Below are 20436 nucleotides of genomic sequence, written 5' to 3' on the forward strand. Positions count from 1 at the left end.
AGTACGAGTGCAGGGCGCGGGGGTCCGGCGCTCGGCGCCGGGCCGCCGCTCAGTCCACGCGGTAGCCGGCGACCGAGGGCCAACGGACGGTGAGGACCACCGAGTCCTCCTCGGCGTACCAGGAGTGGTCCACGCCCTCGCCCCACACCACGTAGTCGCCCTGCCGGGCCAGCAGCACGCTGCGCCCGGGCAGTTCGACCCGGAAGCGCCCGCTGATCAGGACCAGCAGCGCGGTGCGCCGCTCGCCCCTCACCCACTGGGCCCGCTCGTCACCCGCCGGGTGGACCCCCCACTTGATCTCGACGTCGGCGCTGTGCCGGGGGTCACCGGCCTCCTTGAAGTGGCCGAGCAGCCAGCCCCGGTCCATGGCCGCGTCCTTCGCCGCATGGCCCACGTACACCGTGGCGCCGGCGGGGACAGGCGCCACCTGGCCGGCGTCCGTCGTCGGGTCGGCATCGATCATCGGGTCACCGCCGCGACCAGCGCGGACACCTCACGAAGGTCGGCGAGGACGAGGTCGGCGCCCGCCTCGGCGAGCTGGTCGGCGGTGTAGGCGCCGGTCGCCACGGCGACGGCCAGGGCGCCCCGCGCGTGGGCCGCCTCCACGTCCAGCGGGGTGTCGCCGACGACCACTACCTGCTGGCCCTTGAAGGTGGTGCCGTAGCTGCGCTCGGCCCGGTCACGGGCGAGGTCCAGCAGCTCCGCGCGGACGAGGTGGTCGTCCCCGAAGGCCGCGACGGAGACGTCGAGCCGGGCTCCTGTCGCGGCGGCGTCCAGCCCTCCGCTCCCGAGGCCGATGGCGTCCAGCTTGATCTGCCCGATCCGGCGCAGGTTCCCGGTGAGCACGGACTGGATGACGCCGCTCTGCTCGGCCAGGGCCGCCACCGCGGACAGCGCGCCGGGCAGGGCGTGGCCGCCGTTCGCCGTGAACGTCCCGGCCCGCTCTTCCGCGAGGGCGCAGGCCAGCCCCTGGAGTGCGTCCTGGTAGTGGAGGCTGTCCGGCGCCCCCTGCTCCAGGTAGTCCTTCAGGATCGCCCGGTCGGTGCGGCCGGAGGCGGGGATGCCGGTGGGCGCGGCGGTGCCGAAGAGCCGCTCGAAGGCGGCCTTCATGGCCGTCTGGCCGAAGCCGGCCGGGTGCAGCAGGGTGTGGTCGAGGTCCCACAGCACCAGGCGGGTGGGAGTCTCCCGGGCCGGCTCGATCACGGTCTCCGCGGCCACCCAGGCGGTCAGCCGCTCGACCGCCTGCAGGGCCTGCGCGCGGTCCGCGGCCCGGATCAGCGCCGAGGCGTAGGCGTCGGTGCTCTGGCCGGCGGCGTTCAGCACCGTCCCGGGTTCGGCGTTGACCCGGAAGTTCACCACGCCCGGCACGTCGCACTCGGTCGGCCGGGAGACCAGCCGGCCGGGGCGGGGCGGGAACAGCACGAAGCCGCCGGTGTGCTCCGGAGCGGCGGGCACGGCCGGGTGGGGGCGGCCCGCGGAGGCCTTGACGTAGACCTCCGGCAGGGATATCCCGAAGCCCTGGATCAGTGACTCCTCGATCCGCCCGCCGCCCATCCGGCAGCCGACCTCGTTGAAGACCAGGCCCTGGCCGGGTGTGCCGAACACCTCGGCGTGGAACATCGAGGTGCCGGGCAGCGGGAGGGCGCCCAGGGCGGCGAGGGTGAGCTCGCGCAGCGGCCCGGTGCGCGGGTCGTCGGCCTCGAGCATGGTGCTGCTGAGCGGCACCCCCTGCAGCGGGGAGAGACAGGACTGGTCACCGTGGCTGGAGGGCCAGACCAGGAGCGGCGTGCCGTCGACGACGATCCCGTCGACGTGGAACAGCTCGTGGTCGAGGTAGACCTCGGCCAGGAGCTGGGCGTCGTCGTCGCGGCCCAGCAGCGGCGACTCGGTGATGTACCGGGCGGTCTCGTCGTCGTCGCGGAGCACGGTGACCCCGACCGAGCCGGCTCCGCGCCGGGGCTTGACCACGATCGGGTAGCCGTGGGTCTCGGCGAACCGCAGCAGGTCGGTGGTGTGGGAGACGGCGGCGTAGCGGGTGACCGGCACGCCTGCGGCGTCCAGCAGGTCCTTCATCGCGAGCTTGTCGCGGAACGCCTCGGCGCTGGCGACGCTCTGGCCGGGAAGTCCCAGCAGCCCCCGCAGCCGGGCGGTGCGCAGCAGGTCGAACTCGCCCAGGGCGACCAGGGCGTCGAAGGGCTCCTTGCGGTGCAGCCGCAGCACCTCCAGCTCGACGTCGCTGTTGTCGTGGAACGACTCGTAGACCACGGTGTGGTCGTAGGCGCCCAGTTGTTCCTCGCGCAGCTCGGGTGCCGCGCTGACCGACCGGGCGTCGGTCAGCAGCGTCAGCCGGTGCTCGTCGCCGAGCCACTGCCGGTAAGGCCGGTTGAGCAGGGCTGACCGGTTGAGGATGAGAATGTTCACTGTTCGGCTCCGGAGGTGGGGGTTCGACGGGGAGCGAGGGGTCGGCGCGGCGGGGCGGTCCGGCGTCGTGGCCGCGGGCCGAGGATCTCCACCGGGTCCGGGGCGCGCAGCAGGCGGTACAGGACCCACGGCAGCAGGCGGAGCCCCGGCAGCCGCAGCCGGCTCGGCCCGAACCCGGGGAACAGCCGGCGGAAGGTCGCGCCGTGCACGGCGGGCCCACCGGGGCGCAGCGGCACGGTGTTGACGTACAGGGCGCTGGTGAGCCGCAGGCGCAGCGCGGGATCGTGCACGTCGGCGCCGACGAAGTGGGCTACGGCGTTGCGGTGCCCCCACCACAGGAGCTCGTAGCGGTCCCGGTAGCGGGTGCGGGAGTTCTGCTCGCCGGTGCTCTGGTCGGCCGTGAACGCCAGCTCCTCGCCCACGCGGTGGACCAGCGGGTAGCGCAGGGCGCAGCGCCACAGCAGCATGCCCGTGTAGCCGATGCCGATGGTGTGCGTGTCGTCGTCGAGGCGGGAGGGGATGCGTTCGGGCATCAGCCCCCTGGCGTCGGCCGTCCGCAGCAGGACACACGAGGTGGTGACCGGGACGAGGTCGGCCAGGGTCGCGGAGCGGTACAGGAACTCGGTGGAGCCGAGGTCCTTCGGGCGCGCCGCGGTGTAGCACCGTACGGTCTGCTCACCCAGCCGCCAGGTCATGCCGCAGTACGCGAACGCGATGTCGGGGCGCCCGTCCAGTGCGGAGTACAGCCGCTGCACGGCCTGGGGCGCGAGCCAGTCGTCGGAGAAGAGCAGCACCAGGTAGGGGGCGCGGGCGGTGGCCACGGTGCGACGCCAGTTGTCGGGCTTGTCCAGGACCGTGTCGTTGCGTTCGACGCGGACGCGCGGGTCCTCGGCGGCGTGGCGCAGCGCGACCTGGTGGCTCCCGTCGGTGCTGGCGTTGTCGACGACCACGATCTCCAGGTCGGCGAAGGTCTGCGCGCGGGCGCTCCGCAGGGCCCGTTCCAACTGCTCCACGCGGTTGTAGACGGGTATGCAGATGCTGACGGCGGGCACGGTCACCGACCTCCGTCGCGGCCGTGGGTCCCGGCCAGTGCGAGGGTGGCCGTCCGGTCGACCTTGCCGTTGGGCAGTCTCGGCAGCAGGGGGACCGGGAGGAAGCGGCGCGGCACCTGGTGGGCGGGCAGTTCCTCCCGCAGCATCGCGTGCAGGGCCGCCCGGTCGGGCAGTTCGGCGGCGCCCGACTCGATGACGGCCACCAGCGTCGCGACACCGGGGACGAGTTCCGGGGCCACGCACACCGTTCGTGCGCCGGGGACGAGCCTGTCCAGGGTGCGCTCGGTCAGGTCCAGGGAGACCTTCCGGCCCAGGATCTTCGTGATGTTCGACAGTCTTCCCTCCACCACGAGGCGGCCGTCGTCGGTCAGGGCGCCCACGTCGCCGGTGGGGTGCCAGTGGCCCGCGGGTATCTCGGTGAGCCCGTCCTGGTCGGCGTAGGCGCGCAGCAGTGCCGTTCCCCGGACCAGGATCTGGGAGGTGCCGGCCTCGATGGAGACCTCGACGCCCGGCATGGGACGGCCGGCCGTCGTGTCGGTCGCGGGCGTGTGGAGGTCGGTCATGGCGACCCGCGAGCACTCGGTCATGCCGTAGTGCAGGCCGAGCCGGGTGGTCGGCAGCAGCCGGGCGAGGTCCTGACGGAAGGCGGGCTCGAGCGGCTCGCTGCCGATCTCCAGGTACCCGATCACGGGAGCGGTCCGGGCCAGGGCGGCCCGGTAGCGGTCCAGCAGCACCTTGACCGTGGAGGAGATGCAGGCGAGGCCCGCGTAGGCGTACCGCTGCGCCACGTCGAGGAGTTCCTCGGGTGAGCCGAGGGGTTCCACGAGGTGGACACTCTGCCCTGCGGTGAGGGCGCAGCGCAGACGGCCCAGTCCGAAGGAGTGCTGCAGCGGCAGGCTGAGGACCTCGGTCTGCGCGGGAGTGTTGCCCAGGAAGGCGTTGATGTGGCCCGCCTTGACCACCAGTTGCTCGCCGTCGAGGAGCACGGCCTTGGGGCGGCCGCTGCTGCCGGAGGTGAACAGGGCCTCGGGCGCGGCCAGGCGCAGGCCCGCGACCCGGTCCTCGGCCGCGGTCAGGGTCCGGGCGAGGGCCTGCGCGGTGCCCGGTTCCTGGGCCACCACCAGGGATGCGCCCAGGCGTGAGCCAGCCAGGTAGTTCAGGGTGAAGTCGAGCTTGTCGTGGCCGTGCACGACCGTCCAGGGGCGCCGCGCGGACCGTTCCTGGCCGCCGGCGTCGGTGGGATCGGCGACGGTGCCGGCAGCGGCTCGGTCCTGGCCGCCCTCGTCGGAGGGATCGGCGGCCGCCCGGTCCTGGGCGCGCCGGTCGGCCTCCGCCACCAACTCGGCGTAGGAGAGGGTGGCCTGGTCGTGGATCAGGGCCGGCCGCAGGGGCGCGGCGAGGGCGTGGGCCCGCACCGCCCGATAGAGCGGGCCCGGTGCGGCGTCACCGTGCGTCGGCATGGGTCCGCCGTTCTGCCGCCGTGACGAACTGCGCCAGGGTGCGGCAGTCGCGCAGGTCGTCCTCTCCGAGACGGATGCCGTAGATCTGTTCGGCGTTCACGATGAGCTCGATCTGGCAGACCGAGTCCCAGTCGGGCTGGGCGCTGACGTCCGAGTCGAGGTCGATCCCGGTGTCGTCGGACAGGTGCGCGATCTCGCGGAAGGCCGCGATGAGGTTCTGGGCGCGCTCGTCGAGGTGCATGGTGTTCCCGTGGTCGGCTGGAGGTGGGCGGCGGGGGCGGTGGTCAGTCCTGGTGCTCCAGCACCATGCCGCCCCAGCTCATGCCGGAGGTCCCGAGGACCAGGAGCCGTCCGGGACGGCCACTGGGCCGGGTGCGGTGGTAGGCGTGCAGGTTGACCAGGCTGTCGATACCGATCACGTGGGCGTTGTCGGCGAGTGTCCCGAGCCACACGCGGTCGGGGTTCACCCCGCACAGCCGTCCGTACTTGAGCATGGACTCGCGCCCGAGATTCTGTACGAACACGTGGTCGATCTCGTCGGGCCGCAACCCGGCGGCAGCCAGCAGGCGCTCGACCATGGACCGGATCTTCAGGGCCTTCAGGGAGAAGTAGCGCGACTCGTCGATGGTGCCGTCGAGGTCGCGGAACTCCCCCGGATTGACGAAGTCCAGCACGTGGGCCCGCAGGAGGTAGCCGCCCGCTGCGCTGTCCGGGGTGACCAGGAAGCCGGTGGCTCCGTCGCTCTGGATGTGGAAGGCGTGCGGGATCCGCGGACTGTGCTCGTTGGAGACGCCGGCCACCAGTGCCAGCGCGGTGCGCGCGGCTCCGGAGCGGATCGCCATCGCCGCCAGGTCCAGGCCGCTGAGGAAGGTGGCGCAGTTGTACATGGACAGGCCGACGATGCGCTCGGGGTTCACCTCCAGGCGCTGGACCAGCCAGCGGATGTCCGGGACCTGCCACTGCGCCTGGTTCAGCATCCAGTTGTTGCTGCTCTGGACGAGCGGCTCGATGGCGTAGGTCAGCAGGTCGACCTTGTCGCGGTGGGCCTCGAAGGCGGGGTCGGCCAGCGCCGCCTCCGCGCACAGGGCGAAGGGGTCGGTGTCGGTGACCCTGACCCGCTCGTAACCGAAGGAGCGGTAGCGGGCCGCCTGTTCGGCGTCCAGCTCCGGGAGGTCCTCCAGGTCGACGGAGGCGCCCAGCGCGGTGCCGAGCGGCACGAAGTAGAGGTCGGTCATGGGGTGCTGCTTTCTGGCGACGGAACGTGCCCGGCCGCCGAGGCGACAGGCGCGACGGGGACAGGGGCGGGGGCGGCAGGCGCGACGGGGGCGCTGCCGGCGGCGACGGCGCTGGAGGCGACGGTGCCAGCGGCGACGCCGTCGGCGGGCACAGCGGCCGCGGGGACCGCGGCGTCGGGGACCGCGGCGTCGGCGTTGGCGGGGACTGGTCCGGGCGGGGCGAGGACCGCCGGCGGGGCGTTGCGCCGGGCGGCCGGCCCCAGCCAGGTGGCCACGGCGACCAGCGCCTGCAGCACCCCCGCGCACAGGAACAGCGGGCCCGCGCCGAGAGCCCCGAGCGCCCAGCCGCCCGCCAGAGCACCCACCGGGTTGAGCGCGAATCCGGCGGTGCGCTGCACGGTGACGACCCGTGCCATGTACTGGTCGGGGATCACCTGCATGCGGTAGCTGCGCCAGGGCACCACGATCACCGAGGCGGACAGACCGTTCAGCAGGAAGGCCACGGCCAGGACCGGCAGGGACCGGGACAGGGCCGGAGCGAGCAGGGCCAGGGCCATCGCGGTCATCCCCAGCCCGAGGAGCGGCCCGATGCCCAGCCGGGGCAGCAGTCGCGCACCGGCGACGGCCCCGGCGACGGCACCCGCGCCCTGGACGGCGAAGACCAGAGCCAGGGCGGTGTGACCGTGACCGGGCTGCCGGGAGGTCAGGTAGGGCAGGTTGGCGTCGACCGCCATCACGCAGAAGTTGGTGACCGTCAGGAAGACGGTTCCCCACAGGACCACCGGCGCACCGGCCAGGACCCGGAACCCGCACCGCAGATCGGGACCGATGGCACGCGCGGCCGCCCGGATGCTGCCGAGGGCCGCCCCTGCCCGCCGAGCGGCCGGGATGCAGGTGATCAGCGCGGCCGACAGCGCGAAGGAGGCAGCGTCGAACGCACAGGCCCAGGCGGTGCCCAGCCCCGCGATCACGCCCACACCGACGGCGGGCCCCAGCAGGCTGAGCACACTGTCGGTGCTCTGGAGCCAGGCGTTCACGCCCAGGCGGCGCTCCGGGGCCGTCCGCTCCGCCAGGAACCCCTGGAACCCGGGGAACTGGAACGGACGCACGGCCGACAGCAGGAGCGCGCCCACCACGGCCACCGGCACCGTGGCCGCACCGGCCGCGCACAACGCGGCGAGCACACCGGTCAGCACGGCCGAGAGCGAGTCGCAGGCGACCAGCAGGCGACGCCGGTTCACCCGGTCCGCGACCACGCCGCTGACGAACCCCACCACCAGGTAGGGGACGAACTCCACGGCGTAGGTGAAGGCGGCGAGCGGGGCGGACCCACTGCGCGCCAGGACCAGGAGCGGGAGGGCGAAGCGGAAGATCCAGTCGCCCGCCGACGAGACGGTGAAGGCCCCGATCAGCAGCCTTTCCTGCCGTCGCGTCAGGGGTGGCGACGTGGGCGACTCAGACATGGACCGACTCCACGGCCTCGGTCAGCAGTCCACAGACCTCCGCGAGCAGGTCCGCCACGAAGGCGTCGTCGACGCGGTCGCGCTGATAGCGCGCGGCCAGCGTCAGCCGTCCCGCCCCCGTGCGGCCGACGATCATGAGCTCGCTGCGCGGCCGGGCCGGGGCCTGGTCGAGCACCAACGGCCGGCAGTGGGTGTCCGGCGGCCGGAAGTGCTCGTCGAGCAGTTCCGCGTAGAGCATGTTCAGCACCACCCCGACCGGGGCGTCCGGCCGTGCGTACAGCTCCGGGCTCAGCGCCTTGACCAGCTCGGGGTAGGGCAGTTCGGCGTGCTCCTGGGCGTCCAGGGTGGCCGCGCGGACCCGCCGCAGCGCCTCACGGAAGCTGCCCGCACCGTCCAGGTCCGTGGAGACGACCATGAGTTCGGCCAGGGGGGCCACGAGCCGCTCGGTGCCGATCCGGTCCCGGTTGTAGAGGTTGACCGCCGTGGCCTGCCGTGACCGTGCGCTGCGTGCGGCCAGCGCGAGCTGGAGGGCGCACAGCACCAGCAGGAACAGCGTGCTGCGCTCGCGCGCGGCCAGGCCGCGCAGCCCCTCGGCGACCGCGGTCGGGACCTCGACCTCCTGGGTGCCGCAGCCGACGGGGGTGCCCGCAGCGGCACGCCCGACGCCGAGTACGGGGATCGCTCCCCCCACCCCCAGCGTCCCGGACCAGTAGTCCAGCAGTCGCCCGTACTCCGGTCCGCCGAGCAACTCCTGCTGCTGGCGCACGTGGTCGGCGTAGCTGTACTCCACCTCCGGCAGAGCGGCCTCGTGTCCGGCACGGGCAGCCGCGTAGCAGTGCGTCAGCTCACCGAGCACCAGGCTCCGCGACCAGGCGTCGAGCACCAGGTGGTCGAAGGCCAGGACCAGGATGCGCTCCCGCGGGGCCAGCTCGATCACGGTCGCGCGCAGCCGCGGACCGCGGGCGGTGTCGAACGGCTCCACGGCGGCCCGGCGAGCCGCCGCCAGCGCCTCCTCCTCGCGCAGTCGCGGATCGCCCTGCGCGGCCACCGACACCCGCGTCACCGGCACCGGCTCGCCCTCGTGCACGGTCTGGGTGTACGCGTCGGTGGGAAACGTGGCGCGCAGCGCCTGGTGACGGGCGGCGACCGCCGTGAGGGCGGCGGCGAGGGCCGCCTCGTCGAACGGACCCTCGATCCGGTAGGCCTGGGCGATGGTGCGGAGCGAGGGGAGCTGCTCCCGCTGGGCGTGCTCGTCCATCAGGAGCCGACCCTGCTGGTAGCTCAGCGTCGGCAGGTCGAATTGCGCGGACATCTCGGTGCTCGGACCTCTCGGACGGGGTTACGCGGGTGAGGCCGACAGGTCGGCATCCTGGACGAGGCCGGCGACCAGATCGGTGAACGCGGCCAGCTCGGGGTGGTCCAGGACGTGCCGGAGCTTGAGCCGGACCCCGAGGGACCGCTCCACGCGGGCGATCATCTGCGTGGCGAGGAGGGAGTGACCGCCCAGCAGGAAGAAGTCCGCCTCGGGGATCACCTCGGTCCCCAGGACCTCGGCCCAGATGCCGGCGACGACAACGGCGACCCGCTCGGCGTCGAATGACTCGGTTGACTCGGTGGAGCTCACGGACAGTCCAATCACTGGTTGGTGGCGGCGTGGGTGGCAGCGGGGGCCGCGCTGGTGGCGGCGGTCAGGCGGGCCCGGTCGACCTTGCCGTTCGCGGTCAGCGGGAGCGCGTCGAGCACCTCGATGCGGGCGGGGACCAGGTAGGCGGGCAACTGCTCACGCAGCGCACCGCGCAGGTGCAGGGCGGCCTCCCGAACGGGCTGACGGTCGCCCAGCGCGTCGGCCTGCTGGACGACGACGAAGGCGGCGAGGCGCTTGCCCCCGAGACCGTCCGGCTCGGCGCACACACAGGCCTGCCGGACCGGTGCGCAGGCCAGCAGCGCCGCCTCGATTTCCGGCAGTTCGACACGGAACCCGTTGACCTTGACCTGCAGGTCGCGCCGGCCGAGGAAGTCCAGCGCACCGTCCGGCAGATGGACGGCCAGGTCACCGGTGCGGTACATCCGGACCCCCGCCAGGGGTCCGGTCGTGGCGGTGACGAAGCGCTCGGCGGTCAGGTCGGCCCGGCCGGCGTAGCCGCGAGCCAGCCCCGCACCGGAGGTACACAGCTCGCCGGGGACCCCCGGGGGCAGCAACTGCCCGTAGTCGTCCAGGAGATGGACGCCGGTCCCGTGCACCGCACGGCCGATGGGCACGCTGGTGCCGGTCGGCGCGGTCTCCGCCCGCATCGGGTGGCAGCAGGTGAAGGTGGTGTTCTCCGTGGGGCCGTAGCCGTTCACCACCTCCAGGCCCGGCCAGCGGTCCAGCACGCGGCGGACGTGGTGCGGGGAGACGACGTCCCCGCCGACGAACAGCCGGCGCACCGACCCCAGGCACTGCGGCTCGTACTCGCTGACCTGATGGAACAGGCCGGCAGTCAGCCACAGGACGGTGACGCGCTGCTCCTGGATGACGTCCGCGAGTTCGGACAGGCCCAGCGGTCCCGGCGGAGCGATCTCCAGACGGGCTCCTCGGGCCAACGCTCCCCAGATCTCCAGCAGGCACGCGTCGAAGGTCAGCGGTGCGTACTGCAGGACCACGTCGTCCTCGGTGATCCCGATGACGGTGCTGTCGCCGACCAGCCGGGTGATGCCCTGGTGGGTGACCTCCACCCCCTTGGGCCGCCCGGTGGATCCCGAGGTGAAGATGACCGTGGCCAGGTCGGCCGGGCCGCAGCCGACCGGGTCCGCCCCGTCCGTCGAGCCGTCCGGGGAGCCGTCCGTCGAGCCGGCCGGGGAGCCCTCGGTCGAGCCGGCCGGGGAGTCGGCCTGCGGGTGCGCCCCAGGCGTCGAACTGTCCTCCGCCCCGGTGACACCGGTGCCGCCGGTGCCACCGGCTGTGAGGTCAAGGACCCGCACGACGTCCGGCAGGCCCTGGGGCAGGCGGTCACGGTGCTGCGGCGGGACCAGCACCGCGACGATCCTCGAGTCGTCCAGCATGTGAGCGAGCCGGGGTCCGGGATACGCGGGGTCCAGCGGCAGCACAGCCGCCCCCGTCATCGAGACCGCGAGCAACGCCGTCACTGCGGCGATGCCGCGGTCGGCCATGAGCCCGACCAGCGTGCCGGGCTCCGCACCGGCCCGGGCCAGTCGCGCGGCGACCGCCTCCGCGTCCGCGAGGAGTTGGCCGTAGCTGACCGTTCGCTCCCCCTCCGCCACGGCCACGGCGTCCGGCCGCGCCGTGGCGGCAGCCGCCACCAGGGCGTGGACGGGCTGCTCCGGGAGTCCGGGACGCGGCTCGGGCCCGGCCGGAGGGGCGGAGAGCTCCGCCAGCCGGACCAGATCCCGCGGTGTGACCGCACTGAGCCGCGCCAGCGGCAGACCCGGATGGCGGGCGGCCTCGGCCAGGAGGTGCTCCACCCGTGCCAGCGCGAGGTCGGTCAGCACCCCGTCGTCCAGGTGCTCGGCCACCTCGACCGTCATGCGCGATGTCGGTCCTTCGGCCGCCTCGAACAGGACGTGGAGCTCGGGCTCGTCGTCCGCCGTGCCGGCCTCGGTCGCGCCGTCCCCGACGACCTCGGCCAAGGTGCGGGCCATCAGCGTGGCGTCGGCCACCGCCGCCAGGCCACCGGACCGCGTACCGTCGGCCGTGGTCAGCCGGACGGTGAGCTCCCGCCCGAGGAAGCGGTGCAGCAGGGTGGCGAGAGCGACGGTGAAAGCGGCGGGGGGCCGTTCGGCGCCCTCGGCCGGCCGCAGCGTGCGAGTTGTGGTCATCGGGTCGCCTCAGCCTGCCGAGAGGGCCGGCTGTGCCGACACGAGACGGTTGGCATCGGTGGCGGCGCGCAGCACGGCGGCCAGCGCGTCGGCGAAGGCCTGGTTCTCCGCCCCACCCCGGCAGGCGATCCGCAGGAACTGCTCCCCGTCACGCATGGACTTGCCGCCGCAGTGCTTGGTGAGGATGCCGTGCCCGGCGAAGAGCTCACGGCAGACCGACGGCCCGTCGGCGCCCTCCGGTAGACGCACCATCAGGTAATTGGCGTCGGACGGGAAGACGGTCAGGCCGGGCACCCGGTCCAGCATCGCGCTGAACTCCTGCCGGTCACGGCGCACCAGAGCACAGCTGTCGCGGAAGTCCGCCTGGTAGTGCGGCAACAGGCGCAGGAACGACTCCGCCAGCCCGTTGACGTTCCAGATCGGGAGCTGCTCCCGGATCCTGTGCGCCGCCTGCCGCTGCGCCAGCAGGTAGCCCAGGCGCAGGCCGCCGATGCCGTAGGCCTTGCTCATGCTCTTGACGATCACGAGGTTGGGGAAGTTCTGGATCTCGTTCTCCAGGGACTGGCCCGGCTCGCAGAAGTCGACGAAGGACTCGTCCACCACCAGGGTCGTCCCGTGCTCACCCAGCGCCGTGCACAGCTGCACCAGCGTGGCGCGCGGAACCGCCATCGCTGTCGGGTTGTTGGGCGAGGTGATCACCACCGCGTCGACCTGCGCAGCGCGCGCCTGGGCGGTGAAGGCGGCGACGTCCAGCTCGAACAGGGGGGCCTGCAGCTCGATGCGCTCGATCTGCGCCTCGTCGAACACCGCCTCGTACTCGTTGAACCCCGGCACGGCCAGGGCCACGCGGCCCAGGGTCCGGCCAAGGATCTTGATCAGTTCCGAGGCTCCGTTGGCGATCACCAGGCACTCGGCGGGCTGGCGCACCACCGCGCCCAGCAGTCGCTGCAGCGCCGCATGCCCCACCGGATAGTGGACCACGGCCGGCCGCAGGTCGGCCTTCAGCTCCTCGATCAGCCGGTCCGGCGGGAAGTACAGGTTGTACAGCAGCCGGTGGTCCACGACGTCGTGGCGCCAGTAACCCCCGTACTGCTTGCGCAGGAAGTCCAGGCGCTCGTCGTCGGAGCCGAACAGGTAGCAGGCCGCGTCGAGGTCGGTGAGGTCGTCCACCTCGAACCAGGACAGGTGGCGGCAGTCCGCCGCCGCCAACTCCGCCGCGCCCTCGTGAACCGCCTCGGCGAGCACGACCTCGTAGTAGGACTGCGTGCCTCCGCCGCCGATCAGCGCCTCCAGCCGGGGGAGGAACTGCGTGCGCAGGAAGTCCCCGCGCAGCAGGCAGATGTTGACGGTCTTGAAGACCGGACCGAGGTTCTCCAGGACCTCCGCCTCCTGCGCGCCGACCAGGAAGCGTTCGATCCGGCCGTCCGTGTTCAGGGCCACGACGGTCCCGCTGAGTCCGCGCCTCCAGGGCGCCACGGCCAGGACGCCTCCGCCCGGCACCCTCTCCAGCTCGAACAGCAGGGCGGGGTCGAAGACCACGTCGCCCTCGACGAGATAGACGTCCTCGCTCAGGTGCTCGGCCGCCAGCCACAGGGAGTAGGCGTTGTTCGTCTCCCGGAACCGGTCCGACTCGACGTAGGTGATCGCCATGCCCGCGTGCTCGGCCCCGATCGCGGAGCGGATGCGGTCGGCCTGGTGGCCGACGACGATCACGGTCTCCAGCACGCCTGCGGCTGCGAGGTTGTCCAGCGAGCGGTGCAGGATCGAACGCCCGTGGACCAGCGTCAGCGGCTTGGGCCCCAGAGCGCCCAGCCGGCTGCCGGTCCCTGCCGCCAGGACGACTGCCTTGCGCGGAGCCGAAGTTGTGTCATGCATGAGTGGCCTGCCGGGGCGTGGAAGCGGATACGGAAGCGCAGGACGCCAGAGGCGCGGCGGTCGCGGGATGCAGCAGCTCGTCGACGACGAGGTCCCCGATGTCGTTCTGGTACAGCCAGACCCCGTCGGCCCTTCGGTGGTAACTCGCCTCGCCTCCGGCCACCGTGGAAGCGGGCAGGCCCGCTCCGAGGCCGTAGCCGAGCAGTTGCGGGTACTCCGTGCCGTTGGCGTCGACCAGCCGGACGCGCGACGACACCACGGTGCCGGTCGCGTCGACGGCCGGCCGGATCGGCTGTCCCTGGGCGTCGACGAGCTCGGGCAGGGCCGCCTGGTAGCCGGTGGCCAGGACAATCACGTCGGCCGCCGCGAGTGCGGCGCGGGCCGCTGCGGCGCTGTCGGCGCCCTGCACCTGTACCTGTACCGGTACCTGGAGGGTCCTCACCCGGCCCGCGGGGCCGGTCTCGTGGCCGAGTGCGGCACGGGCCAGTTCCCTCGCCGGGCCGCGCAGGCCGCCGTAGCGGTTGACTCGCCCGCTGAGCGGGCACACGTCCACGTCCGGATCGAACGGATAGCCGTCCGCGTGCGCGGCCTGCGCCGACGGGTAGTACAGCCGGATAGGCGTGCGGTGCAGCACGGTGACCTCACGGTCCGGCTGCGAGGAGCCCCGCGTCAGCTGTCGGACCACGGACCAGGCGCTGTGCGAGCCACCCAGGACGACGACCCGACCGGATTCCGGGAGGGGTCGCGCCCCCGCGATCATCTCATGGGCATGACAGACTCGGGGATCCGAGCGGTCGACCATCAGCCCCGGCGCCACCTCGACGGCACCCTCGACATGCAGTGGCATTCCGCCCATCACCAGGGCGGCACGGTCCGCGCGCACCACCTTGGTGGTCCGGTCACTGAGACGGCATATTGTGAGATCCAGGCCGAGATTCTCATGCAATTCAATTCGTTGCACTTCTGCACCGGTCAGCACAGCGCAGGACGGGTGGTCCCGGAGAAGCCGCCACACATAGTCGCCGACGAGCTCCAGAAAATCTGCGACCACCGAGAGTGGCGGATACTCGTCAGCGTGGCGAACGAGCTCGAGTGTCGGCCTGGAATTCCGGACTCCCCGGAATCCGAGTTCGTCCAGAACATCCAGGCATTCCAGGAAGGCGCCCCCCAGCGAGTTCGCGACGATCTGGTGTCGCCGCAGTGCACCAGGGCCGATACGCGCCGGTTCGACCAGCAGGACGCCGAGGTCGAGCAGCTCTTTCAGCTGTCCGGTCCGCGCCGCGGCAAGAATGGGGCCGATTCCGGCCGGGCCGCCCCCGCAGATCACGAGCCCGTATTTTGGATTCGGCACAGAGAGGCCGAATGAATTGCTGTGCAAGATCTCTGGATCCTTTTGCCAAAATTGGTCAGAAAAGATGGAGCGCACACGTATGCAATATGAGAATACCTCCCCCGCGAGGATCTTGATTGGACCGTACCAGCCCCCAGATGTTCACCGTCAAGACGTCTCATATTCTGGATGCAAAGAATGCCAGAGTTCCGGTGTTTGCACCTTTTTGCCAGGCATGCTCCGCACAGGGGCGGCTGCCCATCTCGTCCCCCACGAGTCCCCTACTGGCCCCGCTCGCCCGTTCACGGCCTTCTCCGGTTGAGCGAAGGAGCCCGGGGCCCACCACCGCCCCAGGGTGAACGAGTAGATCTCGGCACTGGGCTGCGTGGAAGGGATGACGGATCGCCAAGCCGCCGGCTCAGCACCGACGTTCTCCTCGTCGGTTCACATGACCGTGTGCCAACCTGCGGCCACGCCTTGCGCTGGCGCGGCGCGGCGCTCATGACCCCGGCGTTCTTCCGGTGATCCGTCTCTCAGGACTCCGGGCCGGGGCCGCCGACGGGTTCGTGTCAGTTCTGGGGTCGCTGCCGAACCGGGCAGTACGCGCTGTGGGGAACATGGCCGTCGGCGCCCTGGCAGGTTGGGCAGGTGAGGCCGTCGAGGATGGCGAGGAGATAGGCACCGATGTCGGTGGCCGGGTCCAGGTCCTCGTCGGGGTAGCCGCGCCCGTCGCAGTCGGGGCAGACATCGTGCGCGGGCGGGTCGCAGGTGCAGCCATCCGCGCCAGGAAGGACACCTCGGCCATGCTGGGGATGGTCTGGCTGCTGTCCGGGCCGGCGACCGCCGCCGCGCAGCAGGCGTCGGGCGCCGTTCAGGCCGTGGTCGTGGTCGACGACGGCCCACCGCAGGGCAGGATCGGTCCGGGCTTCCTGGGCCTGTCCTTCGAATCACAGGCGCCCGGCGGAGGAGTGAACAGCGGACGCTTCGACGACACGGCAACCTGCCCCAACTGCTGCGCAACCTGGGGCCGGGCCAACTGCGCTTCGGCGGCAACTCCGTCGACCGCTTCTACGCCGGAGCGGACGCTGCGGCGCTCGGAGGCCTCCGAGGACTGGCAAACGCCGCCGACTGGACCATGCTCTACAGCGAGAACCTGGCCGGACCCACCCCGACTGCGGCCGCTGCCGCTGCCGACGCCACCGAGGTGGCCGCCGCGCTGGGGCCCAGACTGGACGCCCTCGCCTGCGAGAACGAACCGAACCTCTTCGCCGCCTATCACCTGCGCCCGCCGCAAGCCTGCCGAGTGGCACTCCCAGCATTCAGCGCGACACTGATCACCCTGGGCGCGACGCCCTGACGCACATTCATGCCACACGAGCTGGTGGGAACACGAGCGCGCCTGCCCCATCAATTCCTCAAGGCAGGCGCGCTGCTCAGCGGGCGTCAGGTGCAGGACAGGTAGATGCCCGAGCCCCAGCCACCGTCGGAGAAGGTGTGCCAGTTGCCCCACATGTGCTTGTTCGTGCAGTTGGTGGACTGGTGCCAGCCCGTGTCGGTCTCGTAGACCGTCAGGTCGACGTCGGGGAGGAACTTGAGCGGGGCAGCGTAGGTGCCGCCCCAGCGGTTGTGGTGGATGTCCTCGATCGGCGAGGTGGTGAAAGTGCCGTCCAGGTGGTCCTTGGCGAAGGTGGTCCCTGGGAAGCCGTCCTTGTTCTCGCCTTCGACGTAGACGGTGCCGGCAGGACGGTAGACGGACATGCCACCCTCGCCCGCCTGGTTGGGCTGCACCGGGGCCGTCGGCCCGAAGTCCCAGTGGATCTCGGCGTAGACGCCCTTGCAGTCGGCGAAGTAGCCGAGGTACAGCTGGCCCAGCCGGTTGCCGTCGTCCATGATCGAGACGGGGTGCGAAACCAGGATCGGGGCCGTCGAGGTGCCGCAGCCGACAGCGGTGTTGGCCGAGGCGCTACCGGCCCCGGCCAGGGACACACCGGCGACCATCGCCAGGCCGGCGACGCCGGCGGCGAGCTTCTTGGTGATGCGCATAACGCTCTTCCCATCAGCGGTGGAGATGTCCGGGCGAGCCTTCCACCTGTCAATTCGCCTCGTCCCCCCTCCTTCGGCGGGTCCTTTTCCCACCCCCGTACCCCCCGGCCAGGGGTTGCCCCGGACCCGGACGGTGGTGGGGAATAGGCTGGGTGAAAGCACGCAACTCCCGTCTCCTGGCCGCCATCGCCACGGCCGTCACCCTGGCCGCAGGGCTGGGCTGGTACGCCGCCTCCGACCACACGGGCAGCAGTACCGCCTCGGCCGGCGCCACCTGGTGCAGCCAGCACCTCCAAGCCGCAGGACTGGACCCGGACCACCACCTGACGCTACTGACAGGCGGCTCCGACCCGAGCCGCGCCGAGATCTGGTCCGCCGGGGTGAACCTCCAGCTGTGCGTGACCGACGGCCACGGGGCCGGGCTCACCGAGGCTGTCGACCCAGCCCCCGGTGGTCCCGTCTCCCTGCCCGGCCAAGCCGTCGTCCTGGACACCTCCGGCGCGTTCGGCGATGCCTCCGTCACCGCCTACGCGAGCGGTTTCACCGGCGCCGACGTACGGGACGTGACCGTCACCAGCGCCGGCCACGCCGCCAAGGCACTGATCCAGAACGGACGCTGGATCGCGTGGTGGCCCGTCGCGAACAAGAAGCAGGCCTCGGACGGCACCGTCACCATCACCATGACCAACGGCACCACCAAGAGCGGACCACTGGCCAAGATCGCCCCCCTCGCGTCCTGACACGCGCCCCGGCTCTCTCCCCCAGGTCACACGCACGCAGCGTCGACAGTGTCATGCATGCGGGGTCACCATCAGGCATACCGGCACGACCGGTGTTGCGGATGCGCGCCTCCCGGACGCGACGAACCCGCCCCCATAGTCTCCCTTCGTAGACGAAGGGAGACCGATGTCAAGACATCGTCCTATTCTCACGTGCATGCTCGCGAGCCTGGCCCTGACCCTGGTGGCTCTGGCGCCCGCAGTGGTCTCGGCTCCACCCGCCCGAGCCTCTGGACGCATTCAACTCTCGGATGACAGAGCGGTCTCGAGGGCCGCCGGTTGCGAGGACTCCCGGACGACCTCGTGCGAGTCCATCCACAGTCTGGTCGAGGTCAGGATCGGCAGCGGGGTGATCGGTGTCGCCCTGGAAGAGGGGACTCTCACCTGGCGCACCGCGACCAACAGCAACACCTACACTGCCGAGATCGACGTCGTGACGACTCGCATGTCGCCGACGGCGGCCGGGATGTTCGACCAGATCACCGCCACCTGCGGCAGTCCGTGCTCCTCCTCCGGCATCGTGTCCGGGCCTGTGATCCTCGGCTATCACATCAAGGGTGCCATTCACTTCACCAACACCACACGGACAGTGGACACCAGCCGGGCCTTGTTCATCTTCACCGGAGAGATGGCGGGCGCGACCCCCTGGGCCTTCGCCGTGCGCGCCAACACCCCCATCCGCTGCGACGACCTGTTCAACGGCCGCCGGGCCGGCTGCGTCGTGCCGGACTTCATCCCGACGATCACCACCATGAACCAACTGAGATTCATCTCCCAGAGCATCCGCAGCCTGCAGGGCAAGGGCGCGCCGAAGGTACTGCACCGCAACAGCTACCTTGACGACATCAACCGCAGGGCGCTGTGCGGCAGGGCGAAGCTGCCTGCCGAGTGGCGGCCCCCCAAGGGCTGGCCCCTGCCCCTGTCGAACGAGGAGAACAAGCCGTCCTGCGACGAGTACCCCTTCGCCACCACCGCCGAGGGCGGGAACGGGCCCCGCAACGGCTACGCCTGGGTCCCCCAACGGGAGAACGACAGCCAGGGGGCACTCCTGAAGAACTTCTACTTCGACAACCGGGTGCTGAACGCCACCTCGATCCTGCAATCCGGAGACGCCTTCCGCGTCACCGTCTGACCGAGAGCGGATCCCGGTGCCCGGTGCCTGTGCCTGGACCGGCGCGCGTCAGGCGGGTTGCTGGGCTGCCGTTCCGTGTACGAGGTCGGCGCCGAGCCGGGTCGGGGCGTGGTGGACCGACTGGCCGTCGCGGACCGTCGCGATGAGCCCGGAATCGCGCAGGACGGAGGCGTGTCGTGAGGCGGCCGCGGCGGAAACCCCGAGCGTCACCGCGAGCCGTCCCGTGGTCAGGGTCGGTGTCCTGACCACGGCAACCAGTGCCGCCGCCCTTGTCGCGCCCAGGAGCGACACCAAGGCCGGCGCCGGAGCTCGGAGCTCGGGGTCCCGCGTGATGGAGTCCACTGTCGCGGGATAGATGACCGTGACCGAGTCCGCCCGCGGATCGAACGCGATTCGGCCGGCCAGCGCTGTGGGCTGGAAGATCAGCGGACGCCCTTCGAGCGACTCCTCGGCGTCGACGAGAGTGTTCAGGTACAGCCTGCGACCGTCCCACCGTATCGACGGATGCAGGGAGTTCAGCATGTCGCCGCTCCCACCGAGCACCGCGCGGACGCTCGCCGTGGCTGACGCGGTGGCGACGGCAGAGGTGATCCTCCGACGGTAGGGCTCCAGACCGGTGGCTCGGAAGTCGCCGACAGCGCGGTTCAGCGCGTTCACCGCCCCCGCATGGCCGTCGGCGAGCGCGCGGGTGAACGGAGTCAGCGCACCGGATCGGGCCAGGTCCCTCAAGTGAGCGGTGGCCGGCGGCCATTCAGGGCGGATCCCGGACGGTGCCGCATCGGCCGCCGGGGCGAAGAAGGCTGGAATGTAGACACTCGCGTACAGATCGAACAACCGGCTGTGGCTCGGATTCCAACCACGGGCGACCTCCAGCCGCCACGCCGCCAGCCTCCGGGTGCTGGCCCGGCCGGCCAGCTGATCCCCACCCAGCGCCAGCTCCTGCCCGAAGTCGGGCACGTCGGCGACCCTGACCCGCTCCAGATCAACCGTCGACAGACCGAGCCGTATCAATCTGGCATCCCCCCGCGAGTGCTGACGAGCCCGAACGCAGACCATTTGCATGCTCATGCAAAAGCCTAGTCGTTTGGGTGCGGACCGTCGATCGTTGACCACGTCTTCGGCCACGGCGGGGGAGGGGCACCGGTGGGCATACCCGGGCATGCTGCGCCGGATCGTGCGCCAGGAACCCGTCGCCTGGCCCCCGCGGTCCGCCGCGTCGGAGGCGGGGGCAGGATGGCGCTGGCGGGACACGACGACGCTGTCCCCGGGCAGGGATGCGGCCTTGCCCTTGGCGACACCCGGTCGCGAGGAGGGCGCCACGCGCGTTTCGACAACTGTTCGGACCACTGGCCCCCGCCTCGGGTGAGTCGGCAGCGGGGCGCGGTAACGCGGTGGTCGACCAGGAGCGCGCGGCGTTCTTCGACGGCGAGGATCTCAGCTTCGGCGGCCCAAAGGCAGGTGCCCGGTTCGTTGCTCGGTATGGACACAGCCGGGAGCGTAGGGCGGGGCAGGCCGTGCGGGTAGGTGCCGAGTGGTGTGACCGGACGGCCGCCGGCGTGCGGGCCGTCAGCCGGTCGGCCGGTGAGCGGCGCGGGCGTCGACGGGCGGGAGGGCGGCGTCGAACTCCACGACGTGGTGCGGAAGGCGCGAACCGGTTGGGTTACGGATGTCCCTTCGTCGTGTCGCCTTCGACCGTAGGGGCGTCGGACCGCGTCGGCGCAGAGGCTTAAGTCCCGTCGGAGACGCGGCCGCCGCCCGCGTCAACGCCCGCGCCGACGGCGAGGAGGACGCGGGCGGCCCGGGGCGCCTCAGCGGGTCGAGGCTCGCCGG

The 20436-nt window shown here is 71.8% G+C and carries 17 protein-coding genes; 3 read left to right on the forward strand and 14 right to left on the reverse strand.

Features of this window, described 5'->3' with window-relative positions; genetic code table 11:
* Positions 1-49: 49 nt before the first annotated feature.
* The 12 genes from ABH931_RS34750 to ABH931_RS34805 all read right to left on the reverse strand — a co-directional run bounded on the left by ABH931_RS34750 (position 50) and on the right by ABH931_RS34805 (position 14748).
* Positions 50-367: a signal peptidase I gene (locus ABH931_RS34750; RefSeq protein ID WP_370122725.1), complete on the reverse strand. Its 318-nt coding sequence runs from the start codon at positions 365-367 to the stop codon at positions 50-52.
* Between the two features lie 92 nt (positions 368-459).
* The gene (locus tag ABH931_RS34755) at positions 460-2421 is read right to left on the reverse strand and encodes a haloacid dehalogenase-like hydrolase (RefSeq protein WP_370122618.1); all 1962 of its coding nucleotides are present in this window, start codon (positions 2419-2421) and stop codon (positions 460-462) included.
* Entirely contained in the window at positions 2418-3479 is a 1062-nt protein-coding gene (locus ABH931_RS34760; protein ID WP_370122621.1) for a glycosyltransferase family 2 protein, read from the reverse strand. The genes ABH931_RS34755 and ABH931_RS34760 overlap by 4 nt, the downstream gene beginning before the upstream one ends.
* On the reverse strand, positions 3476-4933 hold the full coding sequence (locus ABH931_RS34765; protein ID WP_370122624.1) for a class I adenylate-forming enzyme family protein: 1458 nt from the start codon (positions 4931-4933) through the stop codon (positions 3476-3478). The genes ABH931_RS34760 and ABH931_RS34765 overlap by 4 nt, the downstream gene beginning before the upstream one ends.
* Positions 4917-5174, reverse strand: a complete 258-nt coding sequence (locus ABH931_RS34770) for an acyl carrier protein (protein WP_370122626.1) — start codon at positions 5172-5174, stop codon at positions 4917-4919. Before ABH931_RS34770 ends, ABH931_RS34765 begins: the two co-directional genes overlap by 17 nt.
* A gap of 43 nt (positions 5175-5217) precedes the next feature.
* Positions 5218-6168 carry a 3-oxoacyl-[acyl-carrier-protein] synthase III C-terminal domain-containing protein gene (locus ABH931_RS34775; RefSeq protein WP_370122629.1) on the reverse strand — a complete coding sequence of 317 codons (951 nt, stop codon included), beginning with the start codon at positions 6166-6168 and terminating at the stop codon, positions 5218-5220.
* The gene (locus tag ABH931_RS34780; protein WP_370122631.1) at positions 6165-7631 is read right to left on the reverse strand and encodes an MFS transporter; all 1467 of its coding nucleotides are present in this window, start codon (positions 7629-7631) and stop codon (positions 6165-6167) included. The genes ABH931_RS34775 and ABH931_RS34780 overlap by 4 nt, the downstream gene beginning before the upstream one ends.
* The gene (locus tag ABH931_RS34785; RefSeq protein ID WP_370122634.1) at positions 7624-8943 is read right to left on the reverse strand and encodes a condensation domain-containing protein; all 1320 of its coding nucleotides are present in this window, start codon (positions 8941-8943) and stop codon (positions 7624-7626) included. Before ABH931_RS34785 ends, ABH931_RS34780 begins: the two co-directional genes overlap by 8 nt.
* Before the next feature lie 27 nt (positions 8944-8970).
* A complete protein-coding gene (locus tag ABH931_RS34790; protein ID WP_370122636.1) occupies positions 8971-9255 on the reverse strand; it encodes a phosphopantetheine-binding protein in 285 nt (94 codons plus the stop codon).
* An 11-nt stretch (positions 9256-9266) separates the two neighbouring features.
* A complete protein-coding gene (locus tag ABH931_RS34795) occupies positions 9267-11447 on the reverse strand; it encodes an amino acid adenylation domain-containing protein (protein ID WP_370122638.1) in 2181 nt (726 codons plus the stop codon).
* A gap of 9 nt (positions 11448-11456) precedes the next feature.
* A complete protein-coding gene (locus ABH931_RS34800; protein ID WP_370122641.1) occupies positions 11457-13322 on the reverse strand; it encodes an aminotransferase class I/II-fold pyridoxal phosphate-dependent enzyme in 1866 nt (621 codons plus the stop codon).
* Positions 13315-14748 carry a FrbG gene (locus tag ABH931_RS34805; RefSeq protein WP_370122644.1) on the reverse strand — a complete coding sequence of 478 codons (1434 nt, stop codon included), beginning with the start codon at positions 14746-14748 and terminating at the stop codon, positions 13315-13317. The genes ABH931_RS34800 and ABH931_RS34805 overlap by 8 nt, the downstream gene beginning before the upstream one ends.
* Positions 14749-15787: 1039 nt before the next feature.
* Here ABH931_RS34805 and ABH931_RS34810 point away from each other — a divergent pair.
* On the forward strand, positions 15788-16009 hold the full coding sequence (locus tag ABH931_RS34810) for a hypothetical protein (protein WP_370122647.1): 222 nt from the start codon (positions 15788-15790) through the stop codon (positions 16007-16009).
* 86 nt (positions 16010-16095) lie between these two features.
* Here ABH931_RS34810 and ABH931_RS34815 read toward each other — a convergent pair whose 3' ends face one another.
* A complete protein-coding gene (locus ABH931_RS34815) occupies positions 16096-16695 on the reverse strand; it encodes a hypothetical protein (RefSeq protein WP_370122650.1) in 600 nt (199 codons plus the stop codon).
* A 152-nt stretch (positions 16696-16847) separates the two neighbouring features.
* Between ABH931_RS34815 and ABH931_RS34820 the strand changes: the two genes are divergently transcribed.
* Positions 16848-17435, forward strand: a complete 588-nt coding sequence (locus ABH931_RS34820; protein ID WP_370122652.1) for a hypothetical protein — start codon at positions 16848-16850, stop codon at positions 17433-17435.
* Between the two features lie 196 nt (positions 17436-17631).
* Positions 17632-18606 carry a NucA/NucB deoxyribonuclease domain-containing protein gene (locus ABH931_RS34825; protein WP_370122655.1) on the forward strand — a complete coding sequence of 325 codons (975 nt, stop codon included), beginning with the start codon at positions 17632-17634 and terminating at the stop codon, positions 18604-18606.
* A 48-nt stretch (positions 18607-18654) separates the two neighbouring features.
* On the opposite strand, the gene ABH931_RS34830 is transcribed toward ABH931_RS34825, so the two are convergent.
* A complete protein-coding gene (locus tag ABH931_RS34830; RefSeq protein WP_370122657.1) occupies positions 18655-19674 on the reverse strand; it encodes a hypothetical protein in 1020 nt (339 codons plus the stop codon).
* Positions 19675-20436 lie beyond the last annotated feature (762 nt).

Source organism: Streptacidiphilus sp. MAP12-33, assembly GCF_041261265.1.
Classification (GTDB): domain Bacteria; phylum Actinomycetota; class Actinomycetes; order Streptomycetales; family Streptomycetaceae; genus Streptacidiphilus.

Excerpts from the sequence above, each read along its gene's own strand:
- ABH931_RS34795 (WP_370122638.1), bottom strand. The coding sequence starts at position 11,447 with ATGACCACAACTCGCACGCTGCGGCCGGCCGAGGGCGCCGAACGGCCC.
- ABH931_RS34785 (WP_370122634.1), bottom strand. The coding sequence starts at position 8,943 with ATGTCCGCGCAATTCGACCTGCCGACGCTGAGCTACCAGCAGGGTCGG.
- ABH931_RS34810 (WP_370122647.1), top strand. The coding sequence starts at position 15,788 with ATGCTCTACAGCGAGAACCTGGCCGGACCCACCCCGACTGCGGCCGCT.
- ABH931_RS34825 (WP_370122655.1), top strand. The coding sequence starts at position 17,632 with ATGCTCGCGAGCCTGGCCCTGACCCTGGTGGCTCTGGCGCCCGCAGTG.
- ABH931_RS34800 (WP_370122641.1), bottom strand. The coding sequence starts at position 13,322 with ATGCATGACACAACTTCGGCTCCGCGCAAGGCAGTCGTCCTGGCGGCA.
- ABH931_RS34775 (WP_370122629.1), bottom strand. The coding sequence starts at position 6,168 with ATGACCGACCTCTACTTCGTGCCGCTCGGCACCGCGCTGGGCGCCTCC.
- ABH931_RS34770 (WP_370122626.1), bottom strand. The coding sequence starts at position 5,174 with ATGCACCTCGACGAGCGCGCCCAGAACCTCATCGCGGCCTTCCGCGAG.
- ABH931_RS34780 (WP_370122631.1), bottom strand. The coding sequence starts at position 7,631 with ATGTCTGAGTCGCCCACGTCGCCACCCCTGACGCGACGGCAGGAAAGG.
- ABH931_RS34815 (WP_370122650.1), bottom strand. The coding sequence starts at position 16,695 with ATGCGCATCACCAAGAAGCTCGCCGCCGGCGTCGCCGGCCTGGCGATG.
- ABH931_RS34830 (WP_370122657.1), bottom strand. The coding sequence starts at position 19,674 with ATGAGCATGCAAATGGTCTGCGTTCGGGCTCGTCAGCACTCGCGGGGG.
- ABH931_RS34750 (WP_370122725.1), bottom strand. The coding sequence starts at position 367 with ATGGACCGGGGCTGGCTGCTCGGCCACTTCAAGGAGGCCGGTGACCCC.
- ABH931_RS34765 (WP_370122624.1), bottom strand. The coding sequence starts at position 4,933 with ATGCCGACGCACGGTGACGCCGCACCGGGCCCGCTCTATCGGGCGGTG.